The organism is Paenibacillus sp. 01T443, from assembly GCF_056398325.1.
In genome coordinates this window covers 432,568-455,845 of the sequence record NZ_JBFTPE010000008.1, presented here as the reverse complement: position 1 = coordinate 455,845, position 23,278 = coordinate 432,568, and the positions used below count along the sequence as shown (strand labels likewise).

At 46.5% G+C, this 23,278-nt stretch carries 17 protein-coding genes, 2 tRNA genes and 1 riboswitch; of the genes, 16 read left to right on the top strand and 3 right to left on the bottom strand.

The genetic code is table 11. The features are described from left to right. Positions 1 to 169: 169 nt before the first annotated feature. The gene (locus AC1DLI_RS15975; RefSeq protein WP_477604164.1) at positions 170 to 2,926 is read left to right on the top strand and encodes a glycoside hydrolase family 2 protein; all 2,757 of its coding nucleotides are present in this window, start codon (positions 170 to 172) and stop codon (positions 2,924 to 2,926) included. Between the two features lie 424 nt (positions 2,927 to 3,350). After that, entirely contained in the window at positions 3,351 to 4,730 is a 1,380-nt protein-coding gene (locus AC1DLI_RS15970; RefSeq protein ID WP_477604162.1) for a M48 family metallopeptidase, read from the top strand. Positions 4,731 to 4,797: 67 nt separating this feature from the next. Here AC1DLI_RS15970 and AC1DLI_RS15965 read toward each other — a convergent pair. Continuing rightward, positions 4,798 to 4,874: transfer RNA gene (locus tag AC1DLI_RS15965), tRNA-Pro, on the bottom strand. A 9-nt stretch (positions 4,875 to 4,883) separates the two neighbouring features. Next, a tRNA-Thr gene (locus AC1DLI_RS15960) sits at positions 4,884 to 4,959 on the bottom strand. Between the two features lie 95 nt (positions 4,960 to 5,054). Between AC1DLI_RS15960 and AC1DLI_RS15955 the strand changes: the two genes are divergently transcribed. Further along, positions 5,055 to 6,176 carry a glycerate kinase gene (locus AC1DLI_RS15955; RefSeq protein ID WP_477604160.1) on the top strand — a complete coding sequence of 374 codons (1,122 nt, stop codon included), beginning with the start codon at positions 5,055 to 5,057 and terminating at the stop codon, positions 6,174 to 6,176. A gap of 67 nt (positions 6,177 to 6,243) precedes the next feature. Here the strand turns inward: AC1DLI_RS15955 and AC1DLI_RS15950 are convergent, their stop codons facing one another. After that, positions 6,244 to 7,563 (bottom strand): hemolysin family protein, encoded by a 1,320-nt coding sequence (locus tag AC1DLI_RS15950; protein ID WP_477604158.1) that lies wholly within the window; start codon positions 7,561 to 7,563, stop codon positions 6,244 to 6,246. Positions 7,564 to 7,818: 255 nt separating this feature from the next. Here AC1DLI_RS15950 and AC1DLI_RS15945 point away from each other — a divergent pair, with 255 nt between their 5' ends. The 13 genes from AC1DLI_RS15945 (at position 7,819) to thiI (ending at position 23,133) form a co-directional block, all read left to right on the top strand. After that, positions 7,819 to 8,589, top strand: a complete 771-nt coding sequence (locus AC1DLI_RS15945) for a DUF1836 domain-containing protein (RefSeq protein ID WP_477604156.1) — start codon at positions 7,819 to 7,821, stop codon at positions 8,587 to 8,589. A gap of 74 nt (positions 8,590 to 8,663) precedes the next feature. Then, positions 8,664 to 8,748, top strand: a riboswitch (cyclic di-GMP riboswitch). 85 nt (positions 8,749 to 8,833) lie between these two features. After that, on the top strand, positions 8,834 to 10,600 hold the full coding sequence (locus tag AC1DLI_RS15940) for a methyl-accepting chemotaxis protein (protein ID WP_477604154.1): 1,767 nt from the start codon (positions 8,834 to 8,836) through the stop codon (positions 10,598 to 10,600). A gap of 167 nt (positions 10,601 to 10,767) precedes the next feature. Then, complete coding sequence (locus tag AC1DLI_RS15935) at positions 10,768 to 12,543, top strand: HSP90 family protein (RefSeq protein WP_477604152.1); 1,776 nt, start codon at positions 10,768 to 10,770, stop codon at positions 12,541 to 12,543. 2 nt (positions 12,544 to 12,545) lie between these two features. Further along, positions 12,546 to 13,589 carry a hypothetical protein gene (locus AC1DLI_RS15930; RefSeq protein ID WP_477604150.1) on the top strand — a complete coding sequence of 348 codons (1,044 nt, stop codon included), beginning with the start codon at positions 12,546 to 12,548 and terminating at the stop codon, positions 13,587 to 13,589. Between the two features lie 139 nt (positions 13,590 to 13,728). Next, the gene (locus AC1DLI_RS15925) at positions 13,729 to 15,099 is read left to right on the top strand and encodes a sensor histidine kinase (protein ID WP_477604148.1); all 1,371 of its coding nucleotides are present in this window, start codon (positions 13,729 to 13,731) and stop codon (positions 15,097 to 15,099) included. Between the two features lie 31 nt (positions 15,100 to 15,130). Next, the gene (locus AC1DLI_RS15920; RefSeq protein WP_477604146.1) at positions 15,131 to 15,829 is read left to right on the top strand and encodes a response regulator transcription factor; all 699 of its coding nucleotides are present in this window, start codon (positions 15,131 to 15,133) and stop codon (positions 15,827 to 15,829) included. Positions 15,830 to 15,914: 85 nt separating this feature from the next. Then, a complete protein-coding gene (locus AC1DLI_RS15915; RefSeq protein ID WP_477604144.1) occupies positions 15,915 to 16,646 on the top strand; it encodes a YwaF family protein in 732 nt (243 codons plus the stop codon). Beyond that, entirely contained in the window at positions 16,643 to 18,247 is a 1,605-nt protein-coding gene (locus AC1DLI_RS15910; RefSeq protein ID WP_477604142.1) for a DUF2339 domain-containing protein, read from the top strand. The genes AC1DLI_RS15915 and AC1DLI_RS15910 overlap by 4 nt, the downstream gene beginning before the upstream one ends. Positions 18,248 to 18,394: 147 nt before the next feature. After that, a complete protein-coding gene (locus AC1DLI_RS15905; protein WP_308997961.1) occupies positions 18,395 to 18,997 on the top strand; it encodes a nitroreductase family protein in 603 nt (200 codons plus the stop codon). Positions 18,998 to 19,171: 174 nt separating this feature from the next. After that, a complete protein-coding gene (locus AC1DLI_RS15900; protein ID WP_477604140.1) occupies positions 19,172 to 19,912 on the top strand; it encodes an HAD family hydrolase in 741 nt (246 codons plus the stop codon). A gap of 81 nt (positions 19,913 to 19,993) precedes the next feature. Continuing rightward, the gene (locus AC1DLI_RS15895) at positions 19,994 to 20,668 is read left to right on the top strand and encodes a lytic transglycosylase domain-containing protein (protein WP_477604138.1); all 675 of its coding nucleotides are present in this window, start codon (positions 19,994 to 19,996) and stop codon (positions 20,666 to 20,668) included. A 93-nt stretch (positions 20,669 to 20,761) separates the two neighbouring features. Further along, a complete protein-coding gene (locus AC1DLI_RS15890; protein WP_477604136.1) occupies positions 20,762 to 21,910 on the top strand; it encodes a cysteine desulfurase family protein in 1,149 nt (382 codons plus the stop codon). 2 nt (positions 21,911 to 21,912) lie between these two features. Further along, positions 21,913 to 23,133, top strand: coding sequence for a tRNA uracil 4-sulfurtransferase ThiI (gene thiI / locus AC1DLI_RS15885; RefSeq protein ID WP_477604134.1), 1,221 nt, complete (start codon positions 21,913 to 21,915; stop codon positions 23,131 to 23,133). Positions 23,134 to 23,278 lie beyond the last annotated feature (145 nt).

Here is a 23,278-nt window from a genome sequence, read left to right as displayed (position 1 = left end):
TAATCAATATACATTAAAACGTCCGATAAGAAAGTATTAGTTGACAAAATAGTAGATGGAGGCGTATTCTTGTTACGAAATAGTTGTTTTTATAGTTTATTATTAACTTTTAAATTAACTTAAAAGAATGCAAACAAACAAATGACAAATGAGAGGTTGCGTGATGTAAATGGTTACCAATACAGTACATGCTTCACAGGTTAGCATTCCCCGGGCTGAATATCCTCGTCCCGATTGGCAGCGGGCGGATTGGCTGAATTTAAACGGGGCTTGGTCCTTTGCGTTTGATCACGAAGATCAAGGATTGGCTGCTGATTGGCATAAATCCAAAGGACAGTCCCTTTCATCCGAAATTACGGTTCCTTTCTCATGGTCAAGCCCATTGTCCGGCATCGGCAGCAATGACAAAGGAATTGCCTGGTATAACAAAGAGGTGGAATGGGCGCCTGCGGCTCCGGATTCCCGATTATTTATCCGTTTCGGCGCGGTTGACTATAAATCAGACATTTGGGTGAATGGTACAGCAATCGGCTCGCATTCAGGAGGCTACGGTACTTTTGAATTTGATGTAACCGATGTCTGGTCCTTCGACGGCATCAACTCGATAACGGTTCGAGTCGAAGATTTCGACCATAGCTATCAAGGTCGTGGCAAGCAGGGCTATGGTGAAATCCGCGGGATATGGCAGCCGGTGTGGTTGGAAGCCCGTCCGCAAAACTATGTGCGCGATTCGAAGTTTACAACTAGTGTCGACGGCATGATTCAAGTTACTACGACGGTTGTTGCGCAGAAAGCAGGAAAGGCAGAGCTTTCGTTTATTTTCGCAGAAGGAGCCGTTACACATAAAACGGAAGCAGAGCTGACAGAAGGAAGCAATGTCATTCAAGCCGCCTTCGTTATTGCCGAGCCTAAGCTTTGGAGTCCGGAATCGCCATATTTGTATGAAGGCGATGTTCTATTGACCAGCAATGGGCAATGTGATTCCATCAGCACCTATTTTGGCGTTCGCGAGATCTCGACAGCAATCGTTGGAGATCGCAGCTACCGCTGGATTACGCTGAATGGCAAGCCTGTTTACTTAAACGGCACACTGGATCAATCGTTCCACCCAACCGGATTTTTTACTTATCCGTCCGATCAAGAGATGCAGGATGAAATCTACCTTATGAAGCGCCTGGGCTTGAACTTTGTGCGTATCCATATTAAGCCTGAAGAACCACGCAAGCTTTACTGGGCGGATAAGCTTGGTATTTTGGTCATGGAAGACATGCCTTGTTTCTGGGGAGATCCGGATGAGCAGGCAAGACAATCCTATGAAAGCGAAGCGCGGGAAGTTATTGACCGGGATTATAATCACCCGTCGATTTTCTCTTGGGTCATGTTCAATGAAACTTGGGGCCTTAAGACGGACAGCGCGGCGTCTTCGCTCACGACAGACGTTACGCATCCGAATAATTACTTGCCGCAGACGCAGGAATGGGTTCGCTCCATGTATCATTGGGCAAAAGAGGTTGACCCGACACGCATAGTGGAAGACAATTCGCCTTGCAATTATGATCATGTTGAATCTGATCTCAACACCTGGCATTTCTACATCAACGGCTATAATGAGCTCCGCAGCCATGTAACTGAGGTAGTGGAAAAGACGCATCCCGGCTCAACCTTCAACTATATCGGCGGCAACGAGCAATCGGATGCACCGTTAATGAACAGTGAATGCGGCAACGTATGGGGGATTGAAGGCGGGGCAGGCGAAAGTGACTTGGCTTGGCATTACCGTTATATGATGAACGAATTCCGTCGTCATGATAAAATGTGCGGTTTCGTATTCACCGAGTTCCGCGATGTTGTTAATGAATATAACGGATATTACCGTTTGGATGGAACGGATAAACATTTTGGCTATGAATGGTTTGTGCCAGGCATGATGGTGGCTGATTTGCATTCGCCGGATTTTGTCGTCATAGACGCTCCTCCTTGCCAGACATTGAAAGCAGGCGCCAATGTAACTTTGGAGCTTCTTCGTTCCAGCTTCTCTGATCGTTACCATGGTCAATCGCTTCAGCTTGAATGGGAGCTTTGGTATGATAATTTAGGCTCGCGAGTCGTGCATGATTTCGGTAATCAAGCGGTGGAGTGGAACGGCTATGGCGTAGAATCATTAATATCGCTTAACTTGCTGATGCCTCAGCAGGATGCGGTAGCTGTGCTTGCGGTTCGTCTTTTGACTCCAGAAGGCGTTACGGTTACTCGCAACTTCATCACGTTTGACGTGCGCGCTGGGAAAGCTAACGGCACATATGCAACAGATGGCAATGTCGTCAGCGTACCAGTGGCCAGCTTCTCTGATAGCGAATGGGCATACAGCTGGAACGCGCTGCAGGAGCAAAAGGCGAATGGCGGAGAGACGGGTCATTTCACCTACGACATACAGCTCCCGGATACCTTGGAGCAAGCGGCAATCTATGACATCGAGCTCATCTTTGAAGCTAGCTCCAAAAGGTTGCTGAAGCGTAATTTGGAGGGCGGCATTCAGAAAAAGCTGGATATCTCCTTTATGCATGGTGCATTAGATGAACCGGAGTATAACATGAACACCTACTATATGACGGATTCAAAGCGCCATGAAGGAAAACTCAACGTCATCATTGACGGTGAGCAGGTAGAAACGATCATACTCAGCGATAATCCTGCCGATAGCCGAGGCGTGTTATCCTGGCATTATCAAGCGGTTAGCACTAAGTTGGAGGAAGCGGGCTCTTACGGCTACCTCTACAAGGTTCTTCTGCCTAGCACGCTCACAGCGAAGTTGAATGCAAGCCGAAGCTTTAAGCTTCAATTGGCTGCCGAGGATGGCGGATTGGCGCTTTATGGACGTAATGCGGGCCGTTACCCAATCGATATTATCGTGCACAGCAAAGGATAAATAAATCGTATCGTCTAAAGAAAGAGGCAGCTGAGATCAGCTGTCTCTTTGCTTATGGGCCCACAAATATGAAAAGTTACGATTTTGTTAACGGTTTGGGTGAAATTATCGAATCGGATCGTGTAAAATAAAAGGAGAAAATAAAGGGGGTACATAGAGATGAACGTTCCTGCTGGCGTTTGGATTTTTTCAGGTATTATCGTTGTATTGCTCACGTGGCTGACCTTATGGGTTACAAAAAAAGCTTATTCTAAAAAGTGGGATGAATCCGATCAGTAAATTATGATTGCGAGATTTCAAATAAATAGGACAACAGACTTTTTGGCCAAACGGCTGAAAAGTTTTTTTTCATTTTATTGGTCATACATTAACGTTGGAAATTCGTGTATAATGTGGGTATTATTTTTGAAGGAGCTGCCTATTGTTGAACGCCAATGTTTATGAACCATCGCTTGTACATAAGAAAGAAGGGCGCTATTATGCGCTGTCGCTTATTTTTAGTATTTTCGTATATTTGGGATTGTTCTTTACTATTATTTTTATGTTCCTGATTCCCGTACTGATTTTATTGCCGTTATTTGCGCAAGCAATTATGATGGCGAACATTCGGATCAACGGCGTACGAATAACGCCTCGACAGTTCCCGGAGGTGTTCGCGATCGCGCAAGAGCAATGTGCCAAGATGGGCTTTGCGGTTGTTCCAGATTTATATGTGATGGAATCGAGCGGGATATTGAATGCATTCGCTTCGCGGTTTTTTGGACGTAATATGGTAGTGCTTTATTCCGACTTGTTTGAACTGATCCAATCGGGCGGCGAGAAGGAACTGACTTTCGTGATCACGCATGAGCTGGCACACATCAAACGCAATCATTTGACTAAGCAGCTGTTTATTATTCCGGCAATGTGGCTGCCTTTTCTTGGTGAGGCCTATTCTAGGGCATGCGAGTATACATGCGATCGCATGGCGGCTTATTTTATTGAAGACGCAGAAGCCGCGATGAACGGGCTTACGGTATTAGCGATAGGAAAAACGCTCTACAAACGGGTCGACCGCGAAGAGTATTTAGTGCAAAGCAGCTATGAGAAAGGCTTGTTTGTTTGGTTAGCGGAGAAGCTTTCGACCCATCCGCCTTTGCCGAGGCGTATCCATGCGATTCAGTCTTTTACAGGTCAAGCTTCCAGCATTGTTTTTCCATCATCGCGAATTGGAATTATCATCGCGCTGGTAGCGGGAGCCGTTCTAATCGGATCGATCTCTATCGGGGTTATATTCTCCAAATCGATAGGTACCTTTATCAGCACGATTGCCGAGACATCATCAGACGTAGAGCTCCTTGCCGCAGCCTCAGAGGCTGATCTGGAACGCGTAGAATCGTTGCTGGCTTCAGGCATAAGTCCGAATGCTGCGGACGAGGAAGGGTGGACGGCTTTAATGTGGGCGGCTCAGTTGAATGATACTGCCATGGGTACAACGTTAATAAAAGCAGGAGCCAGTCTTGATTTAGTGGAGCAAAGCTATGAAGAAACGGCTTTAACGGTTGCCTTATTTAACGGAAGTTCGGATATGGTCATGCTGCTGCTTGACGAAGGCGCTAACCCGGATTTACAGGACAGCTCGGGCTGGACACCGTTAATGACTGCTGCCAGCAAAGGCGAAATAGATTTCGTTAAGCTGCTGCTTGAAGCAGGGGCCGATCCATTAAAATCGGATGATACGGGTTATACTGCTGCGGACTATGCATTGGAATATGGTTTTGAGGAGCTTGCATTGCTGCTTGAAGAAATAGGGGAGCAGATATGAAAAAAAAAGAAGCTTGATTGCTCAAGCTTCTTTCTTTTATGTATTTATTTGCTATTATTTAATAGGGTGGTCGGGACGACACGATTTGAACATGCGACCCCCTGGTCCCAAACCAGGTGCTCTACCAAGCTGAGCTACGTCCCGTAAAAAAAGTGGTGCCGTCGAGAGGACTTGAACCCCCAACCTACTGATTACAAGTCAGTTGCTCTACCAATTGAGCTACAACGGCACGTCTTATTCGTTAAACACAAGATGTATTATTGCACAGAACCCAGTATAATTGCAAGAGTTTTTTTAAAAAATAATTTCAAAAGGGTGAATGGGATGAAAATCATATTGGCTCCTGATTCCTTTAAGGGCTCAGGGAACGCCTTTCAAATGATACAAGCCATGGAAGCAGGCATCCGTGCGGTACATCCGAATGCGGAGTTGGTTCAGCTTCCAATGGCTGACGGCGGTGAAGGGACGATGGAAATTTTGGTTCGCGCAAGCGGAGGCTTTTTTATAGCGGCGATAGTCCGTGATCCGTTAAATCGATGGATCGAAGCGAGATACGGCGTACTGGGAGACGGCATAACAGCCGTCATTGAGCTGGCAGAGGCGTCGGGGCTTTCACTGCTGCGAGAGGATGAGAAAAATCCCATGCACACCTCAACCTACGGCACAGGGGAAATGATTCGTCATGCGCTGCAAGCAGGATACCGGAAATTTATCATCTGTCTGGGCGGCAGCGCCACGAATGACGGCGGTGCTGGCATGCTGCAAGCGCTTGGTATGAAGCTGCTGGATGAAAGCGGCTCAGAGCTTCAGCGAGGCGGTATCCATTTGTCCAAGTTGCACTCAATTGATAGTGCGGATTTTGATATGTTGGTTCGCGTCAGCGAATTTGCCATAGCCTGCGATGTCCGTAATCCGTTATGCGGGGAGCAGGGTGCTTCGGCGATCTATGGACCACAGAAGGGCGCGGGTGCGGAGAAGGTCGTGCAGCTGGATGAGGCATTAAAACAATATGCTGATGTTATTCAACGTCATACAGGGATGGAGATCGCTAGCCTGCCTGGAAGCGGAGCAGCGGGGGGGACCGGGGCAGCCTTATTCGCTTTTTTTCAAGCCTCAATGCAGTCTGGCGCGCGTTTAGTTATGAATCGGCTTTGCTTTGATGAGAAAATTCGAGATGCGGACTGGATCGTGACGGGTGAGGGCAGGCTCGATGGCCAAACCGGATCAGGCAAAGTAATCGAAGCGGTATGTGCTTCCGCGGCCATACAAGGTATACCGGTTATTGCCGTATGCGGGTCGATTGCGGCTGAGCGTGCTGCTGCTGCCAATCTTGGACTGCGAGCTTGCTTCTCGATCGTGCCGGGTCCATGTACGGTAGAAGAAGCAATGGGTCATTCCGAGGAATGGATGCAAGAGCGGATTTCGCATATTTTTAGTCTTTTATAGTTTTTGTTTTGGGTAGCAAAAAGAAGCAGCTCCGCGATGCAGGAGCTGCTTCTTCATTTTCTGATATTTAAGCGGTTTCGCCTTCCATGCTCTCTTCAAGCTGCTGAATGAGCATTTCAACCTTGCGGATCCGATTTTTGCTTGTTTCACGAATAATGAACTTATAATTTTCGTAAAAGTGCTCTTTGCCCGGTTTTGGATCGGGAACTTGACTGTACAACCAGCCGCCAACCGTATCCACGTCTTCTTCCTCGAAGTTCATGCCTGTTAGATCGCTCAGCTCGCTAAGGGATACCTTACCGTCGAGCAGGTAGCAGTTGTCTGCCAGTTGTTCGATTTCCTTGCGTTCGTCAGCGTCGAATTCATCTCGAATCTCACCGACGATTTCTTCCAAAATGTCTTCGATCGTAATCAGGCCGGAAGTGCCGCCGTATTCATCAACGAGGATCGCGATATGGACGCGTTCGAGCTGCATACGTTTAAGCAGCATTTTGACCGGTGTAACCTCGGACACACTAAGTACGGGATGTACAAGCTTTTTGAAATCTAAATCACGGTCTGTTTCATATTCCAGGAAAAGCTGTTTCGTGTTTATCATGCCCACGATGTTATCTTTGCTCTCAAGCGCGACCGGGAAACGCGTATATTGTTCTTTCCGTATGATTTCCATGTTTTCGGATAACGATTTGTTTGTGAATAAACAGATCATATCGGTGCGGGGCACCATAATTTCTTTGGCTAACAATTCATCAAATGCGAAAATGCGGCTCACGTAGCCATACTCTGTATTGTTAATCTTTCCGCTTTGGTAGCTTTCGTTAAGAATAATTTGAATTTCTTCCTCCGAATGCGCTTCTTCATGCTCTGTGGCAGGCTTTAAACCGAACAGGCGAACCAGTGCGTTAGCCGAGCCGTTAAGCAACCAAATGAAAGGGTATAAAATTTTGTGGAACAAAATGATCGGTTTTGCGGTTAAGAAGCTGATAAACTCCGCTTTTTGGATTGCCCAGGTTTTTGGCGCGAGCTCTCCGACAACGACGTGCAGGAATGTTACCGAAATAAATGCGATGAAAAAGGATAGAATATGACTAATGTCATCATTTATTGCCAAACGCTCAAACGAGGGTAAAAGCATTTTTTCAACTGTCGGTTCTCCCAGCCAGCCAAGCCCTAGTGCTGTTATGGTAATACCTAATTGGCAGGCTGACAAGTAGGCATCCAGATTACTCGTAACCCGTTGAACGGCAAGCGCGTTCTTCCGGCCCTCAAGCACTAACTGATCGATCCGACTGGAGCGAAGTCTAATGATGGCGAACTCCGTTGCGACGAAAAAAGCAGTTAATAAAATAAGAAGAGCAATCATGAATAAATTGAATCCTATACCCATTTTCGTTTCTCACTACCCTTTTATATTTATATTTTTGTATTCTTATGTTCTACTATAACGAATGATTACAGCTTATGACAAACGCCGTATCCAACGGTAACAGCCTTTTATGCGCTTTTAGAGCGATTTTACGAGATGGAAAAGCTTATTCTCATTGATTTTCGAGCCTTTACAAGTATCATTCTCCGGCATATGATGAGTTCATATGAACTTATAATATAAGAACGTATGAAGAAAGCGCGAGGAGGAACGGAAATGGAGTCCTTTACGCTTACTCGAAAAGAGATGGCTTGCTTGCTGCTCTCCTTAGATGGAAAGCATAATCAGAAGCCTCTGCAGGTGCTGCAAGCCGCATGGACAAAAACTCATCAATACGATTTGGAGAAGGGCGCGGGATTGCCTGCATTTCTGTCTACGCTGCTGCCTCCAATTATTGAGAAGCTTATAAAAGGCAATGAGCTGAAAGGCTTCTCGCTTCATGAGATTGCTGCGCTCGGCCAGTTAATCGAATATTCCAATCTGTCGATTACATCCATGCAAAATTGGGTAAAGCGAGATTTTAAACCTTATTTCGATTGTCCGAAGGCAGGGAAAAAATATTCTCTAAATCAAGCCGCGTTATTGTTCATTATTGATGATTTAAAGTCAAATCTTGATTTTGAATCTATTCGCAAGCTATTTGAGATCGTATTTAAGAAGCCAGAGGACGAAACGGATGATTTAGTCGGTCCTTTAGAATTATATGCATCTTATACCAGTATGTTTGAAGAGCTGGATGCGAATAACGATCAGCTTCTCGATATATCCGGTCATTTGAAGGAAAATCCGCATCAGGATTTATTGACGGAGCAGGCTATTCGTTTGTCAGCGAATCAATTTGCGAACAGGCTGCCGAATCTAACAGAGAATCAATGGGAGGCCGTGCGCAATATTTTGCTGATCTCGGTCATTTCGATACAAACGTCCTATTTTCATTCCTTGTCAAGACGTTATTGTAATGCGACTTTGTTTCTAAGTCCCGAATAAATTAGTTCTAAAGGTATGTACAGACTCTCTGATATGTCCTATACTGGTTTATGTTGTAAATACAAACATAGACAATCTGAAAATGGCAAACTTGCCGAAAGGCAAGGACGCAAAGTTATGGGCCTAAGGTGTATGTGCTATGGCTGCCAGACCGCCGGAAGGATATAAAGCTAAAAAAGCTATCCGCCTCCTGTGGCTGGGTAGCTTTTTTGCTTTTTTAGAGAGACCGAGGAGAGAAAGACGGATGGATTTAAAGGCATGGTTGGGGAGAACGGGCAAGATGGGCAAGCTGTCAAAGAAACTGAGAATGAGGAAAATAACGGCCAGGTTATTGGTTATTACAGCAATCATTACTCTTTTTAATGTAGGTTCCGGCATATTTATTTATTTTCAAAATGTTTCGGTTGCCGGATCAATTGAGGATTCAGAGCAGTTGTCCCGCGCGGAACGCAATTATCAAGGCATCTCTAATAAACTGCTGAAGGCAATGCTGTTAATGGTTGATGCGATCGAGAATGGCAAAAGCGACGCAACTGCGATCATGAAGGATTTGGAAACCCTGCCAGCCAATATTGAAGAATTAGAAAAACAGCTTATTGAAATGGATAAGAAATACCCTCCGGCTGTTGAAGACGGTCCCTTGTATGCTAATCAAGTCGGCGTAATCCGCCTGGCCTTTGACAATTTACAGCAAACGAATACCGATATTACTGGATTGACGGCAGAAGAAAAATCACTGCGAATTAGTAATTTGATCAGCGTATATACGGTCATTCTGAACTACTCGAACGACACTATGCACGAGCGTTTAACCCATGACGCGAGTATCACTCAGAACAATTTGAATCAGGATGTATCCAGCGCAAACATTATTGTTCTCGTCAATGTAATTTTGCTCGCTGTGCTGCCAGCCATCATGATTTTTAGCGTTACGCAATCCATCAAAACGGGGCTTGCGGGTATTACACGTCGTATTCGTGCATACGGCAGTAATGATTTTACAAGTCAAGAGAAGCTCGTACGCACCGATGAATTCGGAGAAATCGATCAAGCCTTAGCTGAAATGGGCGACAATTTACGTGATACGATAAGCGCGACGCTTCAGGTGAGCGAGTCGGTGCTGCATGTTTCGCGCAATATGGATACGATGATCGGCAGCAACCGTAAGGCTTCGGAAGATGTGAAAGGCCAAGTGGATCTAGGCCGAGAGGCATTGCTCTCCCAATATGACGATGCATCATCCATTTCAGCGGTAACCGAGCAAATTTCCGCGAGCTCTGAGCAAATCGCTGCATCAAGCGAGTACATAAACAATGATATGCGCCAAATGAAACAGTCCTCGCAGAACGGTTCCCACCAGATGGCTGGAGTCGTAACCATGGTCAACGAGACCGTTGAGCAGTTCGCTAAGCTCACGGAAGCGTTCGAATCGATGAATGACCGTTATAATAATGTATCGAAATTTTTGAATGGCATCCAAGATTTAAATACCCAGACGAATCTGCTGTCGCTGAACGCATCCATTGAATCGGCAAGAGCAGGCGAACATGGCCGCGGTTTTGCAGTCGTGGCAGAGGAAATTAGAAAGTTGTCCAGCCAAACGGATTCCATTTCCAAGCAGATTACGAAGGAATTATCACTCATCCAAAGTGATGTAGCAGCAAGCAGCCGGACGATCAGCACCTTTTCGAATGTGATTCATTCGACGCGGCAGGCTTCGGAAACGGCGAGCGGCACGTTTCAGGCATTGGAGTCCCAAAGCAGCGTGCTGTCTGATCAAATGAGCGAAATCTCCACGGCAATCAGTGAAATTACGAGCGGTATGACCCACATTGTATCAGCGGTCGACAAGCTTCTTAATACTTCATCGGATGTTAATGGAAAGATGGAGCATATGAGTGAGCTGTCCGTTAAGCAAAATGATATTTCAGATGAGCTGCGTACGCTTGCAGAGAAGCTGACAGGCTCCTCGCAGGATTTGAAGGAAAAGGCGTCTGTATTTAAGTTATAAACAAAATAACCATATAAAGGACGATTAGCCGTGAGCTGATCGTCCTTTGTTGCTATTTCTGCCTGCTACTTCATAAAGAAAAAAAGGATAAATCTGCAATATGACGAAATAAAACGAAAGGTATTACCGATATCTATATCAATGACATAACGTCCATAGGAGATAAAATGAGCGAATTGAATTTTCAAGTTAATTTACAAGGCATGATTGAGCTTCTATCGAAGCATTTATATGCAAATCCCGGCGTATTCGTAAGGGAGCTTCTTCAAAATGGCGTAGATGCAGTGACCGCACGCAAACGGCTCGGTCATCGCTTTGATGCCCGCGTAAGCGTGGAGCTATACGCTTCGCGCACGATAGCCGTTCATGACAACGGAATCGGTTTATCGGAGCAGGAGATCCATCGTTTTCTGGCGCAAATCGGCAGCACCTCAAAGCGAGAGGATCTTGATTCGGCAGATGATTTCATTGGACAATTTGGTGTAGGATTGCTGTCTTGCTTCGTTGTTAGCGGGGAGATTGTTGTCATTACACGATCCGCGCTGGAAGGCGATACTCTCGAATGGAGAGGCCGTTCGGACGGGACCTATACGATTCGTAAGCTTGAAAAAGATGCGCCAATCGGCACTACCGTATTTTTGACCTGCAAGGAAGGCTATGAGGAATACTACGAATGGGATAGCATGTCGGATTTAATGACGCATTACGGCCAATTTCTGCCTGTCCCTATCCAGTTATCCGAAGGGAAAAACGAGATTATCGTCAATGAGGACACGCCTCCATGGGCGATGAGCATGAAAGAAGCGCTGACCTACGGGGAATATCATATGTATCAGAACTTCCTAGACGCAATCCCATTAAAATCAGGCATGGGCGAGCTGGAAGGCGTAGCATATATTCTACCTTATGCAGTCAGCTTGCAAGCGGAGAAGAAACATAAGGTTTATGTGAAGCGAATGCTGCTCTCGGATCAAATTCAAAATATGCTGCCGGAATGGGCATTTTTCGTAACTTGCATCATGAATACGAATGGTCTCAAGCCGACGGCGTCCCGTGAAGCGTTTATGGAAAATGAGCTGTTCCACAGCGTAAAGGATGAGCTTGGCGAATGTATTAAGCGGCATATGATTATGCTTTCGGAAACGGATCCCGACTTGTTCGAGAAAATAATTAGAATCCATTATTCGTCCATCAAAGCGATGGCCTCCCAGGATGATGAACTGTACCGGTTGTTCATTCGATTCTTAACGTTCGAGACTTCGTATGGGGAGATGAAAATGGGCGATATATTGGCGAAGAGCCGGAATATCGTCGTTTCTTCTACGCTTGATGAATTCCGCCAAGTTGCCCGAGTAGCAAAAGCACAGGATGTCATGGTTATTAACGGCGGGTATGTGCATGACTTTGAACTGGTGCGCAAGCTTTCCGAGCTGGATGAGAATATTGAAGCGCTCGTCCTTGATCCGATTAACTTCTCGAATTTTTTTATCACAATCGATCAAACGGATCAGCAGAGTGCAGCAGCGTTTTTAGAGCTGTCTGATCGGCTGCTTGCGCCGTTTCAATGCAGGAGTGTGCTGAAACGCTTTGAGCCTGCTGAGTTAGCAGCGCTCTATAATACAAATGATGAAGTGAATTTTCTGCGCATGGCGGAGCAAACGAAGGAAGAAGCGAATGATTTATTTTCAGAGATCATGGATATTGTCATAAACGAGCTTTATGAACAGCCTTTCGCCAGAATTTGCTACAATTTTAACAATCCGCTTATTCGCAAAGCCATTGCCTGTGACAATTCCGAAATGCAGAAACTTTGCATTGAAACCGTGTATACGCAAGCTTTGCTGCTTGGCAATTATCCGCTCGGTCCAGATGAGCTGAGGCTGTTAAATCAATCGTTTATGCAGGTGCTGGATATCGGACTCAGTCAGGCAGGTGAGCATTAAGGATGAAGCAGCGCTACAATCAATTGCGAAACGAAGCTTGGAGTTTGCCGCAGGGCAAACAAAAGCTTGCTGTTTTGGAAGAAGCGATTCGGATTGCCGATCAATATATGACAAAAGAGGATGCCTACTTCGCGCGGATGACGTATTCCGAAGCGGCGCTCGATTCCGGCTTCCAAGAAAGGTTTCTTGTCTCCTTTACATGGTGCTTGACGCAGTTCGAAAAAGATCCTGGCGCTTATTCGAGTTTCTCGATCATCTGGCATTATAAATGGTTCATCAATCAAATTTGGCGCTTCCCGCAATTTGGCGCTGCCCAGATCGTATTAATATTTGATGATTTCAAGGCAAAATGCTTACAATACGGACACAGCCTGCGTCCCTATTATCAATGCCAGCACCGCTATGCGCTCTCGAGAGGCGATTTGGGAGAGGCACAGAAGTATTACGAGCTCTGGCGCAAAACAGCGAGGGACGGCATGTCAGATTGCAGAGCATGCGAACAAAATAGCTTCGGCTATTATCATTTTACAGCTGGCAGATACCGCCGCGGGCTGCAGACGATGAAGCCGATCATGGATGGCCGAATGACTTGTAAAACCATCCCTCAAAACACGTACAGCCATTTGCTACTACCGCTCCTCGAGACCGATCAAGCAGATGAGGCGGTGAAGATGGCGAAGAAAGGAGCACGCCTATTAAATGGTCCTGGTTTCCTGACGGAATACGGGAGCTTCCTTGCTTATTACACCGTAACGGACATTAACAAGGCGGCGAAGTGGTTTGAGAATACCATCAGCTTTGCGATGGAAACGAGGGTCGGGTGGGATCGCTTCTTGTACATGAGCTCAGCTCAAGCCTTTCTGCAATTATGGCAGCAGCAGAAGCGGCGCCGTAAGCTTAAAATTAGCAGTGAGCTATCATATGAGCAGTTAAAACAGGAAACCGAACAGCTTGCCCTTGCTTTTGATCAAAGGAATCAAAATAATTATTGCGCGGAGCTGCTTGCGCAGAAGCTGAAGCAGGTAGAAAAGCTGAGCCGCATTTAATCCGTTTGTTGACGTATAGTGAATGGAAGTGGTTCAATTGAACGATCGGCTGCAGAGTGCTTATTTACCTTTTATTTTTGGTGAATGGTCCTCCGTATCAATTGAAATAACAGAGTAACGGTAGTGAAGGAGCTGCGTTATGCTATTCGTTCTTATCGCATTGTGGGCTATTGCAGCCATCATATGGCTTTCCGATCGGAGAGCATCCGTTAATCATTGGCTGGGCGCTGTCGCGTTCAGCGGAGGAGCGGGTGCGCTTGCTGCCGTGTTGGATCTGCAATGGCTGCCTGCAGCGGCGGAAGCTGGGATGAATGAGGTTGCGCAGCAGCTGCTTTACCGTTTGCAGGCGGTCTCCTCACTCATTTCGTATTATGGATTGCCCTATTCCTTCGTTTTATTCGCGATTGCGTATCGGCCTGTTCGTTTGTCTAAGCGTTTTCAGGGGCTATTGCCTTTCCTGCTGCTTATACCAATCGTTTTATGTGTCGTATTTACCCCATTTTATACCATCGTCTACCCAATCTCGTTCAAAACTGTAGTCTGGTGGGCAGTGCCTTATATTTTGTACGGGGCAGTTCAGGTTCTGCTGAAGCGTCAGCTTCACGCCTCCTTTTCACGTACGCACTGGATCATATGCTCAGCTGTTCTTCCGCCGGTCATGTTTTGCATGGTCATGAATTACGTGCTGCCAAGCTTCGGGATGCTGCGCATGTGGGTCTATAATACGTGGATTGTCGGGCTAGGGGTTACCGTATTTGTTATTGCGTTGTTTACATACGGATTCATGGGTGTGCGCGTCAATATCGATCGTCGGAGATATGATTCCACGCTTAGAGCGGTCACGTCAGGAACGGCTATTCTCAACCACGCAATCAAGAATGATGCTGGGAAAATGCGGCTGTTCTCGGAGAAGATGAAGGCTTATGCGGTTGCTACGGATCAGCAAGAACTGCTTGCCGATATTGAAACGGTGCTAAACGCTTCACGTCACATGCAGGAGATGCTTCAACGAGTCCATCGGCGCACGGAAGATCTGGTGCTGCGTGTCGAGCCCGCGGATTTGGCAGCGCTTATCGAGCAGACTATAAAGGGATACGAACCTGTACTTGGCCAAATTAAGCTGAGTACTTCCCTCAGCCAAGGTTGGATCTGTCGCATTGATCCAGCGCAAGTAAGTGAAGCCTTAGGCAATATCGTTGCTAATGCCCTTGAAGCGATGAAGGGTAAAGGTGAGCTGTTTATCCAATTAAGCGAGACAAAACGTGAGCTTATCATCGAAATAAAAGATTCAGGCCCTGGAATGAGCAAGAGTGAAATGACCAAGGTTCTCGAGCCCTTCTATACGACCAAAAGCGGCAGCGATACGAATTTTGGCCTGGGGCTGCCCTATGCCTATCATGTCATGCGAAAGCATAAAGGCTTTCTCAATCTTAGAAGCAAGCCGGAGGCCGGGACTTCTGTTTATTTGACTTTTCCTAAACGAGCAGTCCAAGCAGGAAAATCAGAATAAGAATAAATTCATGAAAAAGGGAGGGAAATAAATGGATAATATTCGGGTATGGATTGTAGAGGATGACCTCGATTGGCTTCGCGGTTTAGTTGCCTATATCGATAAAGAGCCGGATATGAAGGTCATTTGGACTGCCAGCAAAGCCGAAGACGTAAGGCAAGCCTTGCAGGAGGGAATACAGCAAACCTTGCCGCCTGATGTAGTGTTGATGGATATCATGCTGGAGGGCCGTCCGGAGGGTGTTTTGCTCGCCGAGGAGGCCTCAATAACGGCTGGAGCAAAGGTTATCATGCTTACCTCGATGGAGGAAAAAGATCTTATCTTTCGCTCCTTTCAGGCAGGGGCCATAGATTATCAGATCAAATCCGATTTCGAAAGCTTGCCGGATGCAATCAGATCAGCCTCTCGAAGCCAATCGCCCATTAACGCGGCCGTTGCGGAACGCATGCGGGAAGAGTTCCGAAGGCTGAAGCAGCTTGAACGCGAATTTGAGGCCAAGAAGCTTGGTGATCTTATTACCCCGTCGGAACTGCAGCTGCTTGATTTAATTGATCAAGGCTACACGCAGCCGCAAATTGCCGATAAGCTGGTCGTATCCATACGCACAGTCAAAAATCATGTCAATCATATTTTAAAAAAGCTGAATCTGAGCGGTTCGCGCGAAGCAGCAAATAAAGCCAAAGAAATGGGCTTATTTCATAAGAAGAATGACGAGGATAGTACCATATAAAGTTGGTACTATTTTTTTTATGCCATTTTTTACAAAATGAAGCTAAGAAGTATGAATATAAAAATGGAAAGGGAGGGCAGTCATCATGGCATTTGAGATGTTTTCGGCTGCACATTATGCGGCATTGGCTGTATTTATCGCAGCATCTGTTTTTATCGTTATTTTCAGAAAGCATATGCGCAAGCCGAAGCTGAATCAAGCCATGCGCTATGGACTGGCAATCCTGCTCCTATGCAGCGAGATTTCGCTTCAGCTTTCTTACGTTCTTGAACATCGCTGGGGGATTGGCTCTCTGCCGTTCCAGCTGTGCAGCTTGATGGTGCTAATAAGCGCGTTAGTGCTGATAAAGAAACGCGAAGGTTTTTATGATTTGCTGTTTTTTCTTGGAAGCATGGGCGCGCTGCAAGCCTTGTTAACGCCGAATCTAGACGAGGCTTTTCCACATTTCCGATATTTCCACTTTTTCATTGCGCATATCGGCATTATCGGCTCCACATTGTTCATTATGGCTGTCGAACGATACCGACCAACCTTTCGATCGGTGCTGCGGGCTATGCTTTGGCTGCATGTCCTCGCCATACCGGCGGCAATCACAAACAGCATCACCGGCACAACGAATTTTATGTTCTTGGCGAATAAGCCAGGCACCGCCTCCTTGCTCGATTTACTAGCACCTTGGCCTTGGTATTTGCTGCAGCTTGAGGTCATTGCCTTTGTTTGTTTCGTTCTGCTGTATGCAGCCGTAAAAGCACTGGACTATTGGCGGGGCAGACTTGACGGGAGAACTCAAATGAATAAAACGGAGGAAGAGAAATGAAGGAAATCGTGTATAAGCATTGGACCTCACTGCTGGGCGTTTTATTCGTCATGACTGCGTTTATTACCTTGTTCAAATATTCGGTGGAACAGGGATGGATAACGGAAGCGATGAAAATAGGCTTTGGGCTTTTAGGCGGGGCAGGCATTAGCGTTATTGGCTTAAAACTGGCAAGCCGGGTGCCTCGAAATCCGATCGGCGAGATTATGATCGGGATGGGCGCATGTATTTTATATGCCACCTTTGCGTTTGCCGGCATTTATTACCGACTTTGGGATCCCATGACGATCCTGCTTGGAATGAGTGCAGTTACGATTGGTATTTCGTTATATGCCTTCAAGTATCAAGCTAGATTGCTGATGATCATGGCTATGTTGGGTGGTTTGTTGTCTCCGCTGCTTATGCGGCCGGAAACAGATCAGGTTTTTGCTTTATTTCTATACATGCTTGTACTTAACGTCGCTTTCTTTTTTCTCAGCATAACCCGCGGATGGCATGAGCTTCGAATCATTAGCTTTATTGGCTCATGGCTGATGTATATCGTTTATTTTATCCATTACGACCCATCGACCGAAGGCTTGTGGAGCATGCCAATTCGTTATGCGTTAGCCGCGTTTCTTTTTTATACGATCGGCTTAATGATTTCCTCGTGGCGAAATAAGTTGATCTTCGAAGGGACCGATCTTTACCTTAATGGAGTTAACGGTATATTGTTTGGCTTCTGGGCATTGCTGATTTTGCAAGGCGAGGTGCCTTATGGCTACGTACTTACTTTTATCGGCATTGTCTACATGCTGGTCAGCTTCGTCATTTATCAAGCAATAGCTAAGATAACTCCCTCAGCAGCCGGCTTTTTTCTAGGAGGGTTGCTGCTGCTTCTCGTCTCTTTGAGCAGTATTGGAGGCGGTTATGATTCCAAACCTTTGGTTACGGTACTGCTATGGGGCATCATTGCCGTACTTGCCGCTGCGATAGGTCATGCGAAAAGTTGGCAGCTGCTTAGCTTGAGCTCGCTTGTTACCTGGTTTGTGGTGGGCTGTTATTGGTATGTCGTGACTTGGGATACGCCTCGTGGCGAGTGGTTCGGCATGTATATTCCATTCTTGAACTGGGGAGCTTTCGCTTGGATTCTGCTTGCGGCGCTTGGTTTTTATTTCTCGAGAAAGCTGATCATTCCTCAGCTTACAGATCAAGCTAATATCATTTTGGCACGAGTTTATGCGCTGCTAGCCCATTTAATCGTAGGCGGATTGTTGACAAGACAAATTGAAAATATTTTTACAGAATATATGCCGGATTCTTCTACCGTTTACTTGGCATTGGCTTTATCCGTATCATGGGGCTGCTATTCGCTGCTGCTCATTTTATGGGGTGCTTTTTATCGGGAGCTGTTGTTCAAATGGTTTGGTTCCGCTGTCCTGCTGATTGTTGCAATCAAAGCCATATTTATGGATTTGAGCGGGCAAGAAGCGCTTTATAAAGTAGGGGTGCTGCTGACACTTGGAGCAATTTCGTTTTTTGTGACATGGATTAATGGGAAATGGCGTATGCGTGACGGTGAAGCTGCGAGTTTAACGGATGATGCTGTCCATGAATCATAATTCTGAACGTGATGGGGATAATGTATCTGTTCGGCTTGACTTTATGTTGATAATAATATAAAGTTACTTACATAAAGTAATTGAGTTAGATGGGCTATGAACTCGCATTCGATAACATAACACCACAATTGGGAGGCAGGAAAAATAATGACATCACAAGCATTTTTGGAAGCAGTAAAAACAAGACGTACGATTTACGGGATCAGCAAAGAGTCTGTAATTTCCGATGAGAAAATCGTAGAAATCGTACAAGACGCGGTATTGCACACGCCGTCCGCATTTAACTCCCAGAGCGCGCGGGTAGTCGTGCTGCTTGGCGAAAATCATGATAAGCTGTGGGATATTACGACAAATACGCTGCGGGCAATCGTTCCAGCCGATCAATTCGAGCCCACCGAGCAAAAAATGGGTGCTTTCAAAAGCGGGTACGGCACGGTGCTGTTTTTCGAGGATAAGAACGTCGTTAACGGCTTAATGGAAAGCTTCCCGTCTTACGCGCAAAACTTCCCGATTTGGTCGCAGCATTCTTCAGGCATGCATCAATTCGTAGTATGGACAGCGTTAGAAAATGAAGGCTTTGGCGCTTCGCTCCAGCACTATAATCCGCTGATTGACGAAGAAGTTAAGAAAACGTGGTCATTATCCGATTCTTGGCAGTTGGTTGCTCAAATGCCATTCGGCAAACCGACAGCGGCGCCGGGCGAGAAAGCTTTCCAACCAATCGAAGAGCGTGTGAAGGTATTCAAGTAAGCAGCTGCTTTTGATACCTTGATCTCACCATCAAGACCGTTCCTTTTTTCTAGGAGCGGTCTTTTTTTTGGCTTGAAGGATGAACAGCATTTACTGGTCAATGCTGGTGGAAAGCTCTATAATGGAGATGGTTTTTATGCCTGAAGCGGTAAAAGCGAGTAAGGAGTGTAATTTGTGATAAAAGCGGTTTTTTTCGATTTGGACGATACATTATACGATCAGCTACAGCCTTTTCTGATGGCGATAAAGACTGCTGGCATAGGCGGGCTTTTTAGCGATAGAGTGCAAAAAGAAGATTTATATAAACGGTTAAGACGGCATAGCGACCGTTTGTGGGAGCGGCATGTAAGCGGGCTAATGTCGCTGGAGGAGCTTCGTATCGAACGGACTGCCGCAGCCTTTTTGGATTTCGGAATAAACATATCGGAACAGACCGCCTTGCAGCTGCAGCAACACTACGAGCGGGAGCAGAAGCAAATCCGTCTGAGAGAAGGAGTGGAGCCGTTATTTGAGCAGCTCGAAGCATGCGGGATTCGTATTGGCTTGATCACGAACGGTCCCGTTGAGCATCAAATGATCAAAATAAGAGCGCTTGGGCTATTGAATTGGATGAACGAACAAGCGATATACATCTCGGACGGAATAGGCATCGCGAAACCTGATCCAGAGGTGTTTCACCATGTCCGTTTGCAATCCTGCTGTGAGCTGGAGCAGCTGGTTTATGTCGGTGACGCTTGGCATAATGATATTGTGCCGTCCTACCGGGCAGGCTGGAATTCCATTTGGTTAAATGGCAGATTGCAGCAGCCGGGTGCGGTGGAAAGTGACGTGGAATATGTGGAATGTCGGACGATCAATGAGATAATGCCCCTCATTCCTTCCAACGGCAAAAGTGAAACTGGCTGTTTGCTCTAAAAAAATGTACAATGAAAACCGATAAACTATAATAATTGGATCATTCGTACAAACACATAAACAGACAGCCAGGAGGATATCATGAGTATTGACCCTCGTATTATTAAGACATTATTGCAGCTTCAGCTTGCTCCAAGCTTAGATTTAAAGGTTGCTTCTAACCCGCTGCAAGCTGCTTCAGGGGATGGCTCTGCTTCCTTATTCGATACTCTTTTATCACAATATATGTCGGACAGCGCATCAGAGGAAGAAACGGCGGCGCAGGTCTTGCCTGCGGATGCGCTTGCCCAGCTTCAATCGCTTAACGGCCTAACGAATATTTCCTATAGCAGCGAAGGGGATTCGAACAGCGCTCCATCCGCCTATGATGATCTTATCCAACAAGCATCAGCCAAATACGGTGTCGACCCCTCATTGATTCAGGCCGTAATCAAGACCGAATCCGGGTTTAATGCGGATGCGCAGTCAGGCTCTGGCGCCAAGGGGCTGATGCAGCTCATGGACGGTACGGCCAGAGGACTAGGTGTCACCAATTCATTTGATCCCGCGCAAAATGTTGATGGCGGAACTAAATATTTGTCCATGCTGCTAAAGAAATACAACGGGAATGAACAGGTTGCATTAGCGGCATATAATGCCGGTCCGGGCAGGGTTGACCGTACGGGCATTAGAACGAACGAGCAGCTGATAGAAAATCTCGAATCACTTCCGGAGGAAACCCAGCGATATGTCGCTAAAGTGCTTCAAGCGAAGTGATACGGCAGCAATAAGATCACGGTTTAGCTCACTGCCCCAAAGGCTGGAGCAATCGATGATCTTTTTCTTTTTTGCAAAGGAGGGAGTATTATTATGTTATATTTTGATCATTGCGCCTCAACTCCGCCCTACGATGAAGTCGTGCAAACGATGATGGAAGTGATGAAGTCCGTTTATGCAAATCCGTCATCCCTTCACCGTGCCGGCGCCGACGCGGATAAATTAATCGAGCGCTCGCGCTCCGTTTTTGCTGAGCGGCTGCAAGCATCGCATGGCAATTGGTTATTTACATCAGGTGGAACAGAGTCCAATAATCTGGCTATAAAAGGGGTCGCACGCCAATATGCCGGCCGTGGAAAACATTTAATAACGACTCAAATTGAACATGCATCGGTTTATGAATCGTTCGCGCAGCTCGAGCAAGAAGGTTTTCGGGTCACGTATTTACCTGTAAGCAAAACAGGGCATGTGCGGATCGAGCAATTGGAAGACGCTTTGACGGAAGAAACGATTTTGGTCAGCATCATGCATGTTAACAATGAGATCGGAACCATTCAGCCTATTGAGCAAATCGGCAGGCTGCTGCAGCGTTTTCCAAAAGTAATATTTCACGTTGATGCGGTTCAAAGCATAAGTAAGCTGCCTATTCAGATTAAAGACTGGGGCATTGACTTACTCAGCGGATCATCCCATAAGCTAAGAGGCCCTAAAGGTGTAGGTTTTTTGTTTGTTCGCGAAGGCGTTTCACTTTATCCGATGCTTACAGGCGGGACGCAAGAAAACGGATTTCGTGCAGGAACGCAGAACGTGCCGGCCATTGTCGCTTCTGCGAAGGCGCTTCGAATGTCAATGGAGTCGATGGCGCAGCGAGAGAGCAAGATGATACGGCTGAAGCAAATGCTCGTTAAGCTAATTGGGGAGATACCTGAGCTAAAGCTCAACGGAGCAGAGCCGGCCGCCTCACATATCATACATTTCTCGTATCCGGGCATGAAGCCTGAGGTTGTCATTCATATGCTGGAGCAGCATGGTATAATGGCATCGACCAAATCGGCTTGCTCCTCGAAGGATGATAAGCCGAGCCGCGTGCTGCTGGCCATAGGCGCAAGCCATGAGCAGGCAGCAGGAGGCGTTAGAATTAGTCTTGGAGATGAACATGAGGAGCGGGATATAACCGCTTTGGCAGCAGGCTTGCGCCATGTTGTCGAGCAGTTGAAGCCGCTTGAGAGGAGATTGACTTAATTTTGCTTTACGATCAAATTGTTCTCCGCTACGGAGATTTAATGGTAAAAGGAAGAAACCGCAATAAATTTGAAAAGAGAATGCTTGAGCAGGTAAAGCAAGCGTTAATTCCTTATGAAAATATTACTTATTTTAAATCATTCGGACGTTTGTTTGTTAAGCTGAACGGCCACCCTTTTGAGCCGATTGCAGATCGCTTAAAAGATTTGTCCGGTATCGTATCTTTAAGCCCGGTTGTAAGCACGGAGCTGGATCTTGAGGAAATAAGGGCAGCCGCGCTTGCACTGATGCAAGCATTGCCGGAGAAGCCTGCCACTTTTAAAGTAAGCGCCAAGCGCGCGTGGAAGAAGTTCCCTCATAATTCACAAGAAATGAATCACCTGGTGGGAAGCCATGTACTTCGCGCCATGGCGGATCTAAAGGTGAACGTGAAAAAACCGGATGTCGAGCTGCGCGTTGATATCCAGGAGGAAGCAGCCTATGTATTCTATGACGTTATAGAAGGCGCCGGCGGCTTTCCTTTCGCATCAAACGGGAAAGCCTTGCTCCTGCTTTCCGGCGGCATTGACAGCCCTGTAGCAGGCTGGCTGGCGCTGCGCAAAGGGCTGGAAGTAGAGGCCGTACATTTTCACAGCTACCCGTTCACCAGCGAGCAAGCAAAGGATAAGGTTGTCGAGCTGGCTAAACGGCTCTCGTATTTTAGCGGTGAGCCCATAAAGCTTCATCTGGTGCCTTTTACCGAAATTCAAACGACTTTGGTGCAGGCGAAGAGCGATAATCTCATTATCACGTTGATGAGGAGAGCGATGCTGCGCATTACGGAGCAGCTTGCCGAGCGCAATGGAGCGAGCGGTATCGTTACAGGTGAGAGCCTGGGCCAGGTGGCAAGCCAAACGCTGCCGAGCATGAATGTGATTGGACGAGCAACGGATCTTCCGCAGCTTAAGCCATTAATCATGATGGACAAGCATGAAATCATTCGTTTGGCGGAGAGAATAGGCACGTTTGAAACGTCKATTTTGCCTTACGAGGATTGTTGCACGTTATTTTTGCCGAAATCGCCCAGCACGAATCCGAATCTCAGAATTGTTGAGAAGATTGAGTCGCTCATCCCGAATTATAAACAGCTGCTAGCTGCTGCCGTCGAAGGAACGGAGGAGCTTCTGCTCACTCCGCAGCTTGAAACCGCTGTGCAAACTGCAGGCGAAGACAGCTGGTTTTAATGAAGTTAAATCGACATTTTCAGAAGGTAATTTACCTTTTGAGAATGTCCTTTTTTTACATAGGCAAAGGTTGCTCCCTCATTTCCGGCTTCAACACGCTCATTGCATGTTCAAGCATGATGGATATAATGGGGATAATGAAAAA